This is a genomic window from Stenotrophomonas sp. ZAC14D2_NAIMI4_6, from assembly GCF_003086875.1.
GTDB lineage: Bacteria > Pseudomonadota > Gammaproteobacteria > Xanthomonadales > Xanthomonadaceae > Stenotrophomonas.
Genome location: NZ_CP025996.1, coordinates 3,178,897 through 3,195,758 on the forward strand (window position 1 = coordinate 3,178,897; position 16,862 = coordinate 3,195,758).

General features: G+C 69.0%; 10 protein-coding genes. 7 read left to right on the top strand and 3 right to left on the bottom strand.

The features are described from left to right. Nucleotides 1-117: 117 nt before the first annotated feature. A complete protein-coding gene (locus C1933_RS14720) occupies nt 118-2,907 on the top strand; it encodes an HD domain-containing phosphohydrolase (protein ID WP_108753848.1) in 2,790 nt (929 codons plus the stop codon). A 201-nt stretch (nt 2,908-3,108) separates the two neighbouring features. Here C1933_RS14720 and pdxH read toward each other — a convergent pair whose 3' ends face one another. Then, nucleotides 3,109-3,708, bottom strand: a complete 600-nt coding sequence (gene pdxH, locus C1933_RS14725; RefSeq protein ID WP_108753849.1) for a pyridoxamine 5'-phosphate oxidase — start codon at nt 3,706-3,708, stop codon at nt 3,109-3,111. A gap of 40 nt (nt 3,709-3,748) precedes the next feature. On the opposite strand from pdxH, the gene C1933_RS14730 reads away from it, so the two are divergent. The 6 genes from C1933_RS14730 (at nt 3,749) to mdtD (ending at nt 9,250) form a co-directional block, all read left to right on the top strand. After that, on the top strand, nt 3,749-4,576 hold the full coding sequence (locus C1933_RS14730) for a kinase (protein WP_108753850.1): 828 nt from the start codon (nt 3,749-3,751) through the stop codon (nt 4,574-4,576). 74 nt (nt 4,577-4,650) lie between these two features. Then, nucleotides 4,651-5,193: a shikimate kinase gene (locus C1933_RS14735; protein WP_108753851.1), complete on the top strand. Its 543-nt coding sequence runs from the start codon at nt 4,651-4,653 to the stop codon at nt 5,191-5,193. Beyond that, the gene (gene aroB / locus C1933_RS14740; protein ID WP_108753852.1) at nt 5,190-6,302 is read left to right on the top strand and encodes a 3-dehydroquinate synthase; all 1,113 of its coding nucleotides are present in this window, start codon (nt 5,190-5,192) and stop codon (nt 6,300-6,302) included. Before C1933_RS14735 ends, aroB begins: the two co-directional genes overlap by 4 nt. Before the next feature lie 85 nt (nt 6,303-6,387). Continuing rightward, nucleotides 6,388-6,627, top strand: a complete 240-nt coding sequence (locus C1933_RS14745) for a WGR domain-containing protein (protein ID WP_108753853.1) — start codon at nt 6,388-6,390, stop codon at nt 6,625-6,627. 25 nt (nt 6,628-6,652) lie between these two features. Beyond that, nucleotides 6,653-7,735 (top strand): uroporphyrinogen decarboxylase, encoded by a 1,083-nt coding sequence (gene hemE, locus C1933_RS14750; protein WP_108750768.1) that lies wholly within the window; start codon nt 6,653-6,655, stop codon nt 7,733-7,735. A gap of 90 nt (nt 7,736-7,825) precedes the next feature. Beyond that, nucleotides 7,826-9,250, top strand: a complete 1,425-nt coding sequence (gene mdtD, locus C1933_RS14755; RefSeq protein ID WP_108753854.1) for a multidrug transporter subunit MdtD — start codon at nt 7,826-7,828, stop codon at nt 9,248-9,250. A gap of 369 nt (nt 9,251-9,619) precedes the next feature. On the opposite strand, the gene C1933_RS14760 is transcribed toward mdtD, so the two are convergent. Further along, a complete protein-coding gene (locus C1933_RS14760) occupies nt 9,620-13,141 on the bottom strand; it encodes a hybrid sensor histidine kinase/response regulator (RefSeq protein ID WP_108753855.1) in 3,522 nt (1,173 codons plus the stop codon). Nucleotides 13,142-13,237: 96 nt separating this feature from the next. Next, entirely contained in the window at nt 13,238-16,786 is a 3,549-nt protein-coding gene (locus C1933_RS14765; protein ID WP_108753856.1) for an ATP-binding protein, read from the bottom strand. Nucleotides 16,787-16,862: the final 76 nt, after the last annotated feature.

Consider the following 16,862-nt stretch of genomic DNA (forward strand, 5'->3'; position numbering starts at 1 on the left):
GAGCTTGCTCGACTGGCCCAAGCAGTCGAGCAAGCTCGACTCTACAAAGGCGGCCCCGCCCCCTGTCCGGTTGCGCACGCAACCTGCGTAGGGCTATCGGGATAGGGGGGAAGCCTGATGAGCCACGCCGTACCGGGTCCGCGCCAGTTCCGCATCCGTGTCCATATCACCGCGCTGACCATGACCTGCATGGCCCTGGTCGCCGCACTGCTGATCGGCTGTGGCGTGATTGCCACCTACCAGCGCCTGTGCGCGGATGCCCGGCAGCGCGCCATGCGCGATACCACTCTGCTGGCCGAACAGTTGCGCCTGCAGTTTGCCCCGGCACAGGTGGCGCTGGGCCAGATCGGCGCCGGCCAGCTACCCGCCCTGGCCGACGAACGCAGCCGCCTGGACCATGCCGTGCCGCTGCTGGCCGCACTGCGCGCGGCGCCGGTGGCAGCCTCGGTGTACGTGGCCTACCCCAATGGCGATCTGCTGCTGGCCCGATCACTGGCGGTGCCGGCCGTGCGCGAAAGCGTGGCGGCGCCCAGTACTGCCGACATGCTGCTGCAGACGCTCAGCCAACAGGTCGACGGCACGCGCGTGGCACGCTTTCACTTCCTGGATGCGCAAGGCCAGCCGCTGCCGACACGCCCATGGCCCAGCCATGACTTCGATCCGCGCCAGCGCAGCTGGTACCAGCAGGCGTGGCAGCGCCCGGGCAGCGTGCATGTCTCGGCGCCGTATCGCTTTGCCACCACCGGCCGCATGGGCGTCACGCTCAGTGAACGTGCCAGCACCGCCGATGCCGTGGTCGGTGTTGATGTGGCGCTGGACGATCTGGCCCAGGTGCTGGCCACGCTGCGGGCCACGCCGGACACCGAGCTGGCGCTGCTGCATGGCAACGGCGAGATCGTTGCCAGCACGCTGGCCGCGCAAGCAGGCCACACCCCCCTGGCGCAGGCCCAGATACGCGCCACGCACAGCGGCCTGCCCGTGCAGTTCAACACCGCAGGTCGCACCTGGATCGGGTTGCGCTCGCGGCTGCAGACCGGGCACGGACAGACCTTCGATCTGCTGGAAGCGCTGCCGATGGACGAGCTGGCGGCCGACGCGCGCCGGCGTGCCGCGCAGACGCTGGGCCTGGCGCTGTTGCTGACCCTGCTGCTGCTGCCGCTGGGCTGGCTGGCCGGGCGTGCCCTGGGCCGCAGCCTGGTCGGCCTGCGCGAACGCAGCCTGCGTATTGCCCGCTTCGATTTCACCGGCGCGCCCCTGCCTGCGAGTCGCGTGCGCGAGGTGAGCGAGCTGTCGCAGGCCATCCAGCATATGGGCGGCACGATTGCCGCGTTCCTGGACCTGACCGAATGCCTGGCCACCGAGCGGCAGATGGAGCGCATGCTGCAGCGGGTGCTGGAGCAAATGGTCAAGGCCACCCAATCGCGCGCGGCGGCGGTCTATCTTCCAGATGCACCCACCGGTGCCCTGCACCGCGCGGCTCTGGTGGGCACGCTGCACACGCCCTTGCCTGCGCACATCGCGTGGCCGGCCGACGCGGCGCACGACCAGCCTCCGGCAGGGCAACTGCGACTGCCCCTGCGCGGCCGGCAGGGCAACCTGCAGGGACTGCTGGTCCTGGAGCACCCGACCGATGCCGCCCACGATGATGCCGCCTTCCTGCAGTTCACCCAGCGCCTGTCGGGCATGCTGGCGGTGGCCATCGAGACCCGCCAGCTGTCCGAGGCGCAACGGCAGTTGTTCGAGGCACTCATCCGCCTGCTGGCCGATGCGATCGATGCCAAGAGCCCCTACACCGGCGCCCACTGCGAGCGCGTGCCGCAGATGGCCATCGAGCTGGCCGAGCACCTGCACCAGGCCGAAGACGGGCGCTACGCTGCGTTCCGCATGAGCGAAGGCGAGCGTGAGGCGTTCCGGCTTGGCGCCTGGCTGCACGACTGCGGCAAGGTCATCAGTCCCGAGCACATCGTGGACAAGGCCACCAAGCTGGAGGTCATCCGCAACCGCATCCACGAGGTGCGCCTGCGCTTTGAGATCCTGTGGCGCGATGCGGAACTGTCCGCCGCACGTGGCGAAACCAGTGCAGCCCAGCTCGCCAGCCGACAGCAGCAGCTGCAGGATGATTTCGCGTTCGTGGCCGGCTGCAACCTGGGCGGCGAATTCATGGCCGATGAAGCCATCGCGCGGCTGCAGGCCATCGGCCAGCAACCCTGGCAGCGCAACTTCGACGACCGCCTGGGCCTGTCGGCCGCCGAGCTTCGCCATCTGCAAGCACAGCGCCCGCAGGCTCCGTCCCTGCCGGCCGCGGCCACCCTGCTGCAGGACCTGCCCGAACACCGCGTGCCGTGGGGCAGCGACCGCCCGGCCGTGGAAGCAGGCGACCCGCGCAATACGCTCGGCTTCAACATGGAACTGCCCCCGTGCCAGCAGAACATCGGCGAGCTGTACAACCTGGGCATCCGGCGCGGCACGCTCACCGACGAAGACCGCTTCCGCATCAACAACCACATCGTGCAGACCTACGTGATGCTGAAGGCCCTGCCCTGGCCGCCGGGCCTGGAAATGGTGCCGGAGCTGGCCGCCACCCATCACGAGCGGCTGGACGGCAAGGGTTATCCGCGGCGCCTGCCCGGCGACCAGCTGGGGTTGCTGGACCGGGTGATGGCACTGTGCGACGTGTTCGAAGCACTCACTGCCGCTGACCGGCCCTACAAGCCGGCCAAGCCGCTCAGCGAAACGCTGCGCATCATGGCCCTGATGTGCAACGAGCAGCATCTGGATGCCGAGCTGTTCCGCTACTTCCTGCGCAGCCGGTTGTGGGATGTATTTGCCGAGCGATTCATGACGGCAGCACAGCGCGACCCTGTGGACGTGGAGGCGCTGGAAGGACTGCTGACAGCCCCCCGGTAGGTGTCGACCTGGGTCGACACGGACAGAGCAACGGCGCGGCCAGGTAGGTGTCGACCTTGGTCGACACGGCGAAAGGCCAACCAAGGTTGGCCACTACCAGAGCAATGGCACCGCGCAGCCCGGTAGGTGTCGACCTTGGTCGACACAGCAAACCGCCAACCAAGGTTGGCGACTGCCAGAGCAGCGCGGCCGCGGCGTCGATCACGGGTACAGCAGGCGCTTGCTCCAGCGCCCTTCGGCACCCACTTCGTAGCACCAACGCTCGTGCAGGCGGAACTGCGCGCCGTACCAGAACTCGATGCGGTCGGGCACCACGCGCAGGCCGCTCCAGCCGTCCGGGCGCGGCACATCCTGACCTTCGAAGCGTGCTTCCACCTCGGCCACCCGCGCATCGAATTCCTCGCGGCTGGCCAGCGTCTTCGACTGCAGTGACGCCCAGGCGCCGATCTGGCTCATGCGCGGACGACTGGCGAAATAGGCATCGGCCTCGGTATCGGCCACCGGCTCCACGTGCCCTTCAATGCGCACCTGGATGCCGGCCTCGCGCAGGCTGCGCCACAGGAACAGCAGCGCGGCCTGCGGGTTGGCCTGCAGCTCGCGGCCCTTGTGGCTGTCCAGGTGGGTGTAGAACACGAAGCCTCGCTCATCGAAGGCCTTCAGCAGCACGGTGCGCGCCGACGGACGGCCCTGCGTATCGGCGGTGGCCACGGTCATCGCATTGGGCTCGACCTCGCGGCTCTGCCTGGCCTCCTCGAACAGGGCGGCAAAGGTGGACAGGGCTTCGGCGTAAAGGTCGCTCATGGTTCGCTTCTTCTCACTCGGATTGGGCTATTGTGGCGGCATGGTTGCTGCTGCGTACATGCCCGTGGTGAAAGGATTCCCCGAAACGCTTGCCGAGCAGGCGCTGGATGACGCGCTGGCCAGTACTGCCACGGTGCCAGTATTGGCCATCAGTGGCGTGCAGGGGAGCGGCAAATCGACGCTGGCCGCACAGGTAGTTGCGCGCGCCCGGTCGCGCGGCCTGAACGCGGCGGCCCTGTCCATCGACGATGTCTACCTGACCCGGGCGCAGCGCCAACGTCTGGCCCGCCAGGTGCATCCGCTGCTGATCACCCGCGGCCCGCCCGGCACCCACGACCTGCCGCTGGCCCACACAGTGCTCGACGCGGTGGCCGCGCGCCAGCCGCTGGCGCTGCCGCGCTTCGACAAGCTGGCCGATGAGCGCCTGCCCGAAGCGCAGTGGTCGGCGCTGGACGCACCGCTGGACCTGCTGGTGTTCGAAGGCTGGTTCCTGGGAACGCCCGCGCAGGCCGATGCCGAACTGGACAGCCCCTTGAACGCGCTGGAGCAGGAGGCCGACCCGGACGGGCGCTGGCGGCGCTGGTGCAACCAGGCCCTGGCCGACCACTACCCGGCGCTGTGGCAGCGCTGTGACCGCCTGTGGTTCCTGCAGCCGCCGGATTTCTCGGTGGTTCCGCGCTGGCGCTGGCAGCAGGAACAGAACCTGCAGGCGGCGCAGCCCGGTCGCCATGGCATGACCCGCCCACAGCTGGAGCGCTTCGTGCAGTACTACGAGCGTGTCAGCCGCCAGGCGCTGCGCGCCCTGCCAGCGCTGGCCGACCACGTGGTGCAGCTGGACGGGCAACGGCAGGTGCAGGCCGTGCGCTGACAGCGCCGCGCGGATGCTTCCAACCGCAACCATCGTGCCGGGCCCGGGGCGTGAAGGTGTTAGCATCACAGGGCATGAATCCTGCTCCGAACCTGATCCTGATCGGCCCGATGGGCGCCGGCAAAACCTGCATCGGCCGCCGCCTGGCCGAACGCTTCACGCTGCACTTCGTGGACGTGGACCAGGCCATCGTCGATACCGCCGGCGCCAGCATTCCGACCATTTTCGAGCACTCCGGCGAAGCCGGCTTCCGCGCCCATGAACGCCAGGCCCTGGCCCAGGTGCTGGCTGGCCGGGGCCAGCTGGTATCGACCGGCGGCGGCGCCGTGCTGGACCCGGACAACCGCGCCCTGATCGCCCAGCGCGGCTTCGTGGTGCACCTGCATGTGAGCGTGGCGGCACAGCTGGAACGGCTGGCCCGCGACAAGGGGCGCCCGCTGCTGCAGCGCCCGGACCGCGAGCAGGTGCTGCACGACCTGGCCGCCGTGCGCGACCCGCTGTACCACGCGCTGGCCGACATCACGCTTGACACCGACCCGTACACCGCCGCCGATGCGACCGCCCAGCTTGTCGTCAAGCTGGCCGCGCAATGGCAGCGCCAGGACCTGAACGCATGACCACCCCTTCCCTGCTGCAGGTCGCCGTTGCCGGCGACCGTCCCTACACCATCACCATCGGCGCCGGCGCCCAGGCCGACGGCGCTGCGCTGGCCTCGCACGTGCGCGGCCGCCACGTGCTGCTGCTCAGCGACAGCGAGGTGGCGCCGCTGTACCTGCCTGCCCTGCGCGAGGCCCTGCTGGCCGCACGCCCGGACCTGATCGTGGGCGAACACGTGCTGGCCGCCGGCGAGGCATCCAAGACCCTGGCCGAATTCGGCCGTGCCATCGAAGCACTGGCCGCGCTGGGTGCCACCCGCGACGCCTGCGTGTTCGCCCTGGGCGGCGGCGTGGTCGGCGACCTGGCCGGCTTCGCCGCGGCCTGCTGGATGCGGGGCGTGGACTGCGTGCAGCTGCCCACCACCCTGCTGGCCATGGTGGATTCGTCGGTGGGCGGCAAGACCGCGGTGGATATTTCAGCCGGCAAGAACCTGGTCGGCGCCTTCCACCCGCCGCGCGCGGTGATTGCCGATACGCGGGTGCTGGCCACGCTGCCGCCGCGCGAACTGCGCGCGGGCCTGGCCGAAGTGGTGAAGTACGGTGCGCTGGGCGATGCGGTGTTCTTTGAATGGCTGCAGCAGCACGCCGAGGCGCTGGTGGCCGGTGAGCAGGTCGCGCTGGCCGAGGCCATCGCACGCAGCTGCCGGCACAAGGCCGCCATCGTCGAACGCGATCCCTTCGAGAAGGGCGAGCGTGCGCTGTTGAACCTGGGCCACACCTTCGGCCACGCCATCGAGACCGAGCAGGGCTACTCGGCGCCCGGCCGCGATGCCCTGAACCACGGTGAGGCGGTGGCAGTGGGCATGGTGCTGGCCGCGCGGCTTTCCACCGACCTGGGCCTGGCCGACGATGCCGACCGCGTGCGCCTGCAGGCGCTGCTGGAACGGCTGGGGCTTCCGGTGGCCATTCCCGCCGGGCTGGACCCGCAGGCCCTGCTGGGCCGCATGCGGCTGGACAAGAAGAACGTGGCCGGCCGCCTGCGTCTGGTGCTGTGGCGGGGCATGGGCCGCGCCGAAGTGGTGCCGGACGTGGATGAAGCGGCGGTGCTGAAGGTCCTGGGCGCGGGCTGACCGTTTCCGGCGTCGCCGGGCATGGCCCGGCGCTGCCGACGGCGCGTTGCGGCAGGGCTCACCCCTGCCCCGCTACAATCGGCCCATGCATGTCTACCTGCAACATCCCGATGCCGGTGCGCAGGCGCCGCGCTTCCTGCGCCTGACCCTGCTGCCGGACCTGTTCGGCGGCTGGGAACTGCTGCGCGAGAGCGGCCGCGTCGGTGCGCGCTCGCAGCTGCGGCGCGAGCTGTTCCTGCAGGCCGATGAAGCCCGCCATGCCTTCGACAAGGCCCGCGATGCCGAACTGCATCGCGGCTTCCAGATTCTTTCGCACGGCGATTGAGCCGCTGCCCCTCTTCGCCCAAGGAATGCCCATCGTGACCAGCCCCCTCCGCAACGATCGCCTGCTGCGCGCCCTGCGCCGTGAACCGGTGGACTGCACCCCCGTCTGGCTGATGCGCCAGGCCGGCCGCTACCTGCCGGAATACCGCGCGACCCGGGCCAAGGCCGGCAGCTTCCTGGGGATGGCCAAGAACCCGGAAATCGCCTGCGAAGTGACCCTGCAGCCGCTGCGCCGCTTCCCGCTGGACGCCGCCATCCTGTTCTCGGACATCCTGACCATTCCCGATGCGATGGGCCTGGAGCTGTACTTCGTCGAAGGCGAAGGCCCGAAGTTCCGCCATCCGGTGCGTGACGAAGCGGCCATCGCCAAGCTGGCCGTGCCGGACATGGAACAGGACCTGGGCTACGTGATGGACGCGGTGCGCCTGATCCGCCGGGAACTGGACGGCCAGGTGCCGCTGATCGGCTTCTCCGGCAGCCCGTGGACGCTGGCCTGCTACATGGTGGAAGGCGGCGGCAGCAAGGATTTCGCGCGCATCAAGGCGATGGCGCTGAACCACCCGCAGGCCCTGCACCGCTTGCTGGAGGTGACCACCGAGGCGGTGATCGCCTACCTGGGCGCACAGCGTGCCGCCGGTGCGCAGGCCCTGCAGGTATTCGACACCTGGGGCGGCGTGCTGTCGCCGGCGATGTACCGCGAGTTCTCGCTGCGCTACCTGCAGCGCATTGCCGAAGGCCTGGAGCGTGGCGAAGGCAGCGAGCGCACGCCGCTGATCCTGTTCGGCAAGGGCACCGGCCTGCACCTGGAAGCGCTGTCGCAGACCGGTGCCGATGCACTGGGGCTGGACTGGACGCTGGACCTGGACGAGGCGCTGCGCCGCACCGGCGGCCGGGTCGCCCTGCAGGGCAACCTGGACCCGACCACACTGTACGCCTCGCCCGATGCGATCGCTGCCGCGGCCGCGCGCGTGCTGGACACCTACGCCGCCGGCAACGGCGGTTCGCGCGAGGGCCACGTGTTCAACCTGGGCCATGGCATGTCGCCGGACATGGATCCGGCGCACGTGCAGGTGCTGGTGGACGCGGTACACAGCCACAGCCGCCGCTGATCGAGTCAAATACGTCACGGCGCGACGTTTATCGCGCCGTGACTTCACATGGGCGATCATGGCCGCCCCGCTCCACCGGCTCCCCACGCCATGTCCGATCCGTCCGTGCCGGCTTCGCCGTCCGACTACGCCCGCTTCCGTCCCCTGCTGTGGCTGGTTTCACTGGCCATCTTCATGCAGATGCTGGACTCGACCATCGTCAACACCGCGCTGCCGGCCATGGCCGCCAGCCTGGGCGAAAGCCCGCTGCAGATGCAGTCGGTGGTGTTCAGCTACGCGCTGGCGGTGGCCACGTTCATTCCGGCCTCCGGCTGGATCGCCGACCGTTACGGCACGCGCCGCACCTTCCTGGTGGCGATCATCCTGTTTACCCTGGGCTCGCTGGCCTGTGCGCTGGCCCAGCACCTGCATCAACTGGTCGGCGCGCGCGTACTGCAGGGCATCGGCGGCGCCATGCTGCTGCCGGTGGGCCGCCTGGCGGTGATGCGCTCGGTGCCGCGCGAGGATTTCCTACGCGCGATGAGCTTCATCGCCATTCCCGCGCTGATCGGCCCGCTGATCGGCCCGACCCTGGGCGGTTGGCTGGTGGAGATCGCCTCGTGGCACTGGGTGTTCCTGATCAATCTTCCCATCGGCGTGATCGGTTTCATCGCCGCCATGAAAATCATGCCCGACCACTACGCCAGCCACCGCGTGCGCTTCGACCTGCGCGGCTACATCATGCTGGCCTTCGCCATGGTGGTGCTGTCGCTGGCACTGGATGGCATTTCCGGACTGGGCACGCCGCACGCACTGGTGATGCTGATGACCGTGGCCGGCCTGGCGGCGCTGGTGGGCTACTGGCTGCACGCGGCCAATTCCACCGCGCCGCTGTTCTCACTGGCGCTGTTCCGTGTACCCAGCTACCGCATCGGCATCCTCGGCAATCTGTTTTCGCGCATCGGCAGCAGCGCCATGCCGATGCTGATTCCGCTGCTGCTGCAGGTGGGCCTGGGGCTGGGTCCGATGCACGCCGGCCTGATGATGGTGCCGGTGGCCGCCGCTGGCATGGTGTCGAAGAAGCTGGCGGTGAAGCTGGTCGAGCAGTACGGCTACCGTCGCGTGCTGATGGTGAACACCGTGCTGGTGGGCCTGGCGATGGCCAGCTTCATCCTGATGACGCCGGGCCAGCACCTGGGTTGGCGCCTGTTGCAGCTGGCGTTCTTCGGCGCGGTCAATTCGCTGCAGTTCACCGTGATGAACACCGTGACCCTGCGCGATCTGGATCGCGAGTTCGCCAGTTCCGGCAACAGCCTGTTGTCGATGGTGATGATGCTGGCGGCCGGTTTCGGTGCGGCGGCCGCAGGCAGCCTGCTGGCAGCGTTCGGCACGCACCTGGAAGGCCATGGCGCCACTGCGGCGCTGCATGCCACCTTCATCTGCGTGGGTGCGATCACCCTCACCTCGACGATGATCTTCTGGCAGCTGCCCGACACCAAGCCCGAACCCCGCCAGGTCGAATCGGTCGCGGAGTAGTGTTTTCGGCAGGGCTTGCAGCCCTGCACCTGCTGTAGAGTCGAGCCATGCTCGACTGAAGCAACGTCAAAAGCAGGCATTCCGTGGGATGGCGGGGTGGGTCCGGTTGCGGGGGACGGCGCAAGTACGTACCTGTAGCCTCGGTCGCGCCATCCATGGCGCTGACGCCCCCGCAACCGGCCCCACCCCGCCTTCGACAGTTGGCCGCGATCTGGCGGAACGGCACGGGGTCGGATCCCGTTGCTTCGCAACGGGCTCTGACCCAAGGGAAAATTCGATATCTGACAGAGTGTGTCGACCAAGGTCGACACCTACCAACAGCAGAGTTGCCCCAAGCAGGTGCAGGGCTGCAAGCCCTGCCAACACACCCTACCGCCCCAGCACCCGGGCGATGGCTTCGACCAGCAGCTCACCGGTCACGGGCTTGCGCAGGAAGCCTTCAATGCCGGCCGCTTCCACCTGCTGCTGCAGATCCGGATCGGTGCGCGCGGTCACCGCCAGCAGCGGCAGGGTGTAACCCTGGTTGCGCAGGTGCTGGGCCAGCTCGAAACCACTCAGGCCGGGCAGGTCCAGGTCCAGCAGGCCCACATCGAATTCGCCCGCGCTGATCTCGCGCAATGCCGCCAGTGCATGCTCGGCATGGACCACCTCGTGACCGCGCGCGGTCAGCAGGCCCGTCACCACATCCGCCACGGTGCCATCGTCTTCCACCAGCAGCACACGCAGCGCCGGCAGGGGGCTGGCCGTGCCATCACCCTGCAGAGCGGCAGCGGGGTCACTGCCCTCCTCCAGGGCCAGCGGCAACGGCAGCCAGACCGCGAACGCGGTTCCCGTGCCCAGCTGGCTCTCCACCCGGATGCGCCCTTGCATGGCCAGGGCCAGTTCGCGGCAGATCGCCAGGCCCAGCCCGCTGCCGCCGTACTGGGCGGCGGTGCGTGCGCCATCGGCCTGTTCGAAACGGCGGAACAGACGCTGCTGCTGCTCCTGGCTGATGCCCGGACCGGTATCGCGCACGTCGAAGTACAAGCCATCATCGTCGTAGCGCGCGTGCAGGGTAATGCCGCCGCGCGAGGTGAACTTCACCGCGTTGGACAACAGGTTCAACAGAATCTGACGCACGCGCATGGCATCGCCGGTGGCCTGCAGCCCTGGCGGCAGGGCGTTGTCCAGGCTGAAGCGCAGGCCCTTCTGTGCGGCCAGCGGCCCCATCAGCGCCGCCAGGTCCTGCAACAGGGCGTTCAATGCGAACGGACGCGACTGCAGTTCCAATCGCCCCGATTCGATCCGCGCCAGGTCCAGCGCGTCGTTCACCAGGTGCAGCAGGTGCTCGCCAGCGTGCCGGATGGACTGGGTATAGCCGCGCTGCTGCGGATCCAGCGGCGATGACAGCAGCAGTTCGCTCATGCCCAGCACACCGGTCATTGGCGTGCGGATCTCATGGCCCAGGTTGGCCAGGAAGCGCGTCTTGGCCGCCGATGCCTGCTCGGCCAGTTCCTGTTTGTGCAGCGCCAGCTGGTAGGCGTGGCGGCGCTGCAGGCGGCGACGGTACAGCCAGGCGAACCAGCTGGTCAGCAGCAGCGCGATCGAGGCCAGCACCAGCAGCCCGGACAGGCTGCGCCACCACGGCGGCTGCACATGGAATTCCAGGCTCTGCACCCGCGACCAGACATGGTCGGCCGAGCGTGCCTGCACTTCCAGGCGATAGCTGCCCGGCGGCAGGCGCGAGAACAGGCGCTCGCCGGCCGGGCCCACTTCCACCCAGTCCGGATCGTAGCCAGCCAGGCGGTAGCGGTAGGTATTGGAAGCCGAATCGGCAAAGGACAGCAGTCGCGCGACGATACGCAGGTCACGGTCGCCGTCGGCAATCTGCAGTGGCGTGTCGTGGGTCAGGTCCAGCACCTGTTCGTTGCGGCGCACTTCCACCCGCTCGATCACCAGCGGCGCGCGGCGCGTGGACGGGCGTACCTGTTCGGGGTCGTACACCACCACGCCTGCCGGGGTGCCTGCCACCATGCGCCCGGACGCGGTGCTGATCAGCGTATGTTCGCGGAACTCCTGGCTGGGCAAGCCGTCATGCACGCCATACTGGCGCACGCTCTGTCCGTCGGCGCCCACGCGCACCAGGCCGCGGGCGCTACTGGCCCAGACCACGCCCTGCGCGTCGACCACAACGCCGGTGGCGGAAATGGCCGGATAGCCCTGCTCGGCGCCAATCACCGCCTGCCGCTCCAGCCGCCCGTGGCGCCACTGGTAGCGGACCAGTCGACCATCTTCGGACAGCCAGACCTGGCCATCGTGGCCCACATGCATGGCGTAGACCGCCGACGCAGGCGCGCCGGGCACGGGCTGGAAGCGGCCGGTCTCCGGCAGCCATTGAAGCAGACCGCGGCTGCTGGCCAGCCAGATGTGGTCCAGCGGGCCGCACTCCACGTCCAGGTTCAACTGCCCCAACTGCAGGCCGTCGCGACCACTTTCCAGTTCGCGCCGCACATGGCCATCCAGATCGCGCTGCTGCAGCCCCGATGGCAGCATCAGCCACAGGCTGTCGCCATCGCAGGTCATCATCGCCTCGACCGTGCCCTCCATGGGCGCATCGGTGGCCGCCTCACGTCCCCAGCGGCGCAGCTCGCGGGTACGCGGGTCATAGCGCATCACCGCATCGCTGGACCCGATCCAGACCTGGCCGCGTCGATCCTCGCGTACCGAGGTCAACCAGTGCATGCCGTTGACGAAGGTGCGGTGCTGCTCGATCTGTCCGGTCAACGGGTCGAAACGGTCCAGCGCGCCATGGCTGCCCACCGTCCACACCCCGCCGCTGCTGGACGGGCTGGTGCCCAGCACGAAGGCATTGCGCAGCGACGCGGGATCGTCTTCCAGCCGCGAAAACACCGAGAACTGCCACCAGCGCGGCAGCAGGTGCCACAGGCCGGCATTGGTACTGGCCAGCCAGATGCCGCCTTCGCGGTCCTCATAGGCACCGGTCCAGTTCGGGCGTACCCGGCCGCGGGCAATGGCGCTGTACAGCGGCACGTTCTGGAACTTGCCATCCACGCCCCGGCCCAGGCCACTGCGGGTGTCCAGCCAGTGCCCGCCCTGTTCGTCGCGCAGCATCATGCCCAATACCTGGTCGCCGGCCGGCAACGCCCACGGCGGTGCCTCGAAGCGGCCGTCGGGCCGCCGCACGATGGCGCCGGCCAGCGTACTGATCCACAGACTGCCATCGGGTTCGGTACTGAGCCCGTTGATCATCGGGCTGGGAATCACATCGCTGCCGATCCGTTCGAAATCGGTGCCGGTCCAGCGCGCCACGCCGTGCTTGGTGCCCACCCACAGGCTGCCGTCGGCCAGCGTGGCCAGGTAGGGCACGGACACGGCCGGCACGCTGCGTGGGTTGTTCGCTTCGGGCAGGAAGCGCTGCAGCCGTTCATTGCGATCCAGCCGGTACAGTCCGCCCTCATGGGTGCCAAACCAGATCGCGCCATCGGGCGTGGTCGCCAGGCTCCACACGGTGTTGCTGCCCATCAGCGGCTGGCTGCTGCGGTCGTAGAAGCGCAGTTGCCGGCGATCGGCCGACATGCGCACCAGCCCGGCGTTCTCGGTACCGATCCACAGTTCATTGTGGGCGTCGACCAGCACGCTCCAGATACGGTTGTCGCGCAGGCCATCCTCGGAGCGCCAGATCCGGTAGTTGCGGCCGTCGTAGCGTGCCAGCCCGTCGTTGGTGGCGATCCACAGATAACCGTAGCGATCTTCGGCCATGCGATTGACCGTGTTCGATGGCAGGCCATCGAACACCGTCACCTGACGGGGCGTGGGCGCCACCGGCTGGGCCAGCGCGGGCACCAGGGCGAACAGGATCAGCAGCAGCGTCGCCGCCCGCAGATACGCCACCGATTGCCTCCTCACGCGTCCATGGATGGTGCCCGCAGGGCGGGCGTCGGCATGGTAAACCGAAAGGCGCGCAATTCACGCCATTGAGCTGCGCAACTACGCCGTGATCTGACGTTTGTTGCGCGCATGGGCGATGGCCGACACCAGCAGATCGCCGGTCACCGGCTTGCGCAGGAAGCCATCGAAACCGGCGGCCAGCACCTGTGTTTCGGCGTAGGCATCCGACCGTGCGGTGACTGCCACCAGCGGCAACTCGTAGCCCATCGCCCGCAGCTGGCGCGCAATGGCGGTGCCATCCAGGGCCGGCAGATCCAGATCCAGCAGCCCCACATCGAAGCCGCCGGTGGCGATTTCGGCCAGCGCGCCCAGGCCATGCAGCACATGCACGACCTGGTGACCCCGTGCGCGCAGCAGGCCGGCAATCACCTCGGCCACGGTGGTGTCGTCTTCCACAAGCAGGATGCGCAACGCCGGCAACACCGGAACGACGGCAACCGATTCGCCGGCCGGTGGCGACGCCTGCGGCGCCCACGGCAACGGCAGGCGGACGCGGAAGCGCGCTCCGCGCCCCAACTGGCTGTCCACGTCGATGCGACCGCCCATGGCCACCGCCAGCTCCTGGCAGATGGCCAGGCCCAGCCCACTGCCGCCGTAGCGCGACGCCGTGCGCGGCCCATCGGCCTGTTCGAAGCGGTGGAACAGACGCTGCTGCTGCTCGGTGCTGATGCCGGGCCCGGTGTCGCTCACTTCGAACACCAGCACGCCGCCATCTTCCTGCAACTGCACGCCGAGTGCGACGTGGCCGCGCTCGGTGAACTTGATCGCATTGCCCAGGAGGTTCAGCAGGATCTGCCGCACCCGCATTTCATCGCCGCTCACGCTGACCGGTCCGGGCAGGCGGTCTTCGCGCAGGAAGCCGAGCTGGCGCTGGTGGGCCATCGGCTGCATCAGGGCCTGCACCTGGTCCAGCAGCCCGGTCAGATCGAACGGGCGGATATCCAGCTCAAGCCGGCCGGCTTCGATGCGGGCCAGGTCCAAGGCGTCGTTCACCAGCCGCAGCAGATGGCTGCCGGCCTGCTGGATGGAGCCCGCGTAACTGCGTTGCACCGGGTCCAGTTCGGTGGCCAGCAGCAGTTCGCTCATGCCCAGCACACCGGTCATCGGCGTGCGCACTTCGTGGCCCAGAGTGGCCAGGAAGCGGCTCTTGGCCTGCGACGCCTGCTCGGCCAGTTGCTGCTTGTGCACGGTCAACTGCCATTGCTGCCGCCGCCGCAGCCGGCGCCGGATCGACCACACCAGGGCCAACAGCAACAGCGAGCCCAGCATCACGTAGCCGAAGATGGCCATGCCGCTTCGCCACCACGGCGGCAGCACCTTCACCTGCAGCTGTTGCGAGGGGCTCCAGGCGCCGCTGCTGCTGGCCGCCTGCACTTCGATCAGGTACGGCCCGGGCGGCAGCCGCGACAGCGTGCGCTGGCCGTCACTGCCCTGCTCCACCCAGTTCTGGTCGTAACCACCCACGCGGAAGCGGTAGCGGTTGCCCTGCGGGTTTGCATAGGACAACAGCCGCGCATCGATCTGCAGGTCACGGTCATCCGGGCCCAGCAGCAACTCGCCGCCCGTCGGCAGCGGTTGCCACCCGCGCGCATCGTCGCGGCGCACGCGCACCTGCGCGATCACCAGCTGCGATGCGGGCAGCGCGACGTCAGCCGCGTTCGGGTCGAACCCCACCATGCCGGTCTGGGTGACGGCCAGCACACGACCGTCGGCCCCCACCGCCGGCGGCCGCCCGGTGAATTCGGCGTCGGGCAGGCCGTCGCGTTCGTTGATCTGCTGCAGGCGCCGCTGCCTGGGGTCCCAGCGCAACAGGCCGCGTGGCGAGGTCGCCCATACGCGCCCATCCTCGGCCAGGGCCAGGCCGCCCATGCTGACCGGCGGCATGCCGTGGCTGGCGTCGATGCGCTGGATCAGGCGCAGGGTCAGCCCGTCCCACTGGTAGCGCTCGAACGCGCCCTGCCGGGCCAGCCACAGCTGCTGCGGATCGACCCACACCAGATCGTAGATGGCGCCACTGGATACCCCCGGCACGGCTTCGAAACGGTCGGCCTGCTCGCGCCACAGCCCCATTTCGCCCATGGCCCAGACCCGGCCGCGCGCATCGAAGCGGATCTGTTCGATCGGCACATCCGAGGCGCCGTGCAGGGCCGACAGCGGAACGGTGCGCAGCAGGCGGCCGTCAGCGGCACGCTGCTGCAACCCCAGGTTCATCACCGAAATCCACACCGACCCGTCCGGTGCCTGCCGCATCAGGTCGATGCGCTGGCGCAGATCCGCGCCGCCGCCGATCGGCAGGTTGCGCAGTGCGCCGCTGGCCGGGTCGTACACGCTCAGTCGACCGGCACGCCCCAGCCACAGGCGTCCCTGCGGGCGCGGCAGCACCGACCAGACCGCACCGCTGCCCAGCTCTTTGTCGCTGGCCAACAGACTCAAGGTGCCCTGCGCATCGATGCGATAGACGCCATGGGCCGAACCCACGTAGTAGTTCTTGCCATCACTGGCGGCACTCAGCAGGTACTGGCTGTCCAACGGCTTGCCGTCCAGCTGGTACCAAGTGGAAAAGCGCCGCCAGTCGGGAGGCAGATAGGCCAGGCCCTGGGTCAGCAGGCCCACCCACAGCCCGCCTTCGTGGTCCTGCAGCATGTCCAGCACGCCGCTGTGACCGGTCAGGAAGCCACTGCCGCGGTCGCCCTGCAGGCGCCACAGTGCATCGGCATCGCCGCGCAGCAGGCCATCCGCAGTACCGGCCCAGTAACCGCCCTGGCGATCCGGAATGACCAGGGCCGCGCGCAGGGCCGGGCTGTCAGGCCACGCCGGCCGGCTGACCGCATCGTGGGCGTCGACACGATAGAGCCCGTCGTTCTGGGTGCCGATCCAGACCGCGCCATCGGTGTCGCGGCTCAGCCGCAGCACGCTCACATGGCTCAGCGCGCCCGCCGCGATGGCCTTGAAGCGGGTGCCATCCCAGCGCGCCACGCCGGCTTCGGTGCCGATCCACAGCCGCCCCTGCGCATCCACCAGGCTGCTGTAGATGGTGTCGCTGGGCAGGCCGGAAGGATCGGACGCATCGTGCCGGAACACCTGCAGCTGGCCATCTTCGGCCAGCCGGCACACACCGTGGGTGCTGGTGCCGATCCACAGTGCGTCGCCGGCATAGGCCAGGGTCCAGAACTGCCCCTGGCACTGCGCATCAATGCCATCGAAGGTACGGAAGCGATCACGGTCGGCATCCAGGCGGGCCAGGCCCTTGCCGTTGATGCCAAGCCAGACGCGGTCGCGCGGATCGATCAGCAGGGTTTCGATTTCGTTGCCCGGCAACGACCCGGCCTGTTCGGGGTCATGCTGCCAGACCCGCAGGGCGCTGCCGTCGTAACGGGCCAGGCCGCCATCGGTGGCCGCCCAGATGTGTCCCTGGCGGTCTTCGGCCAGTGCCACCACCATGCGCGAGGGCAAGCCTTCGGCCGCACCGAAGCGGCGCAGTCGCGGCGTTTCCCCTGCCATCTCCTGTGGTGTGGCCGCCGCCGCGAGCGACACCACCAGTGCCAGTGCGGCCAAGCCACGGCACCACCTGTGCCAACCGGTCTTCATCCTGAACCCCCTGTCCTGGCCCCGATTGTCACACAGCACCGGCGGCACTGCTGCAACAGCCTGTTTCCAGCCGCAT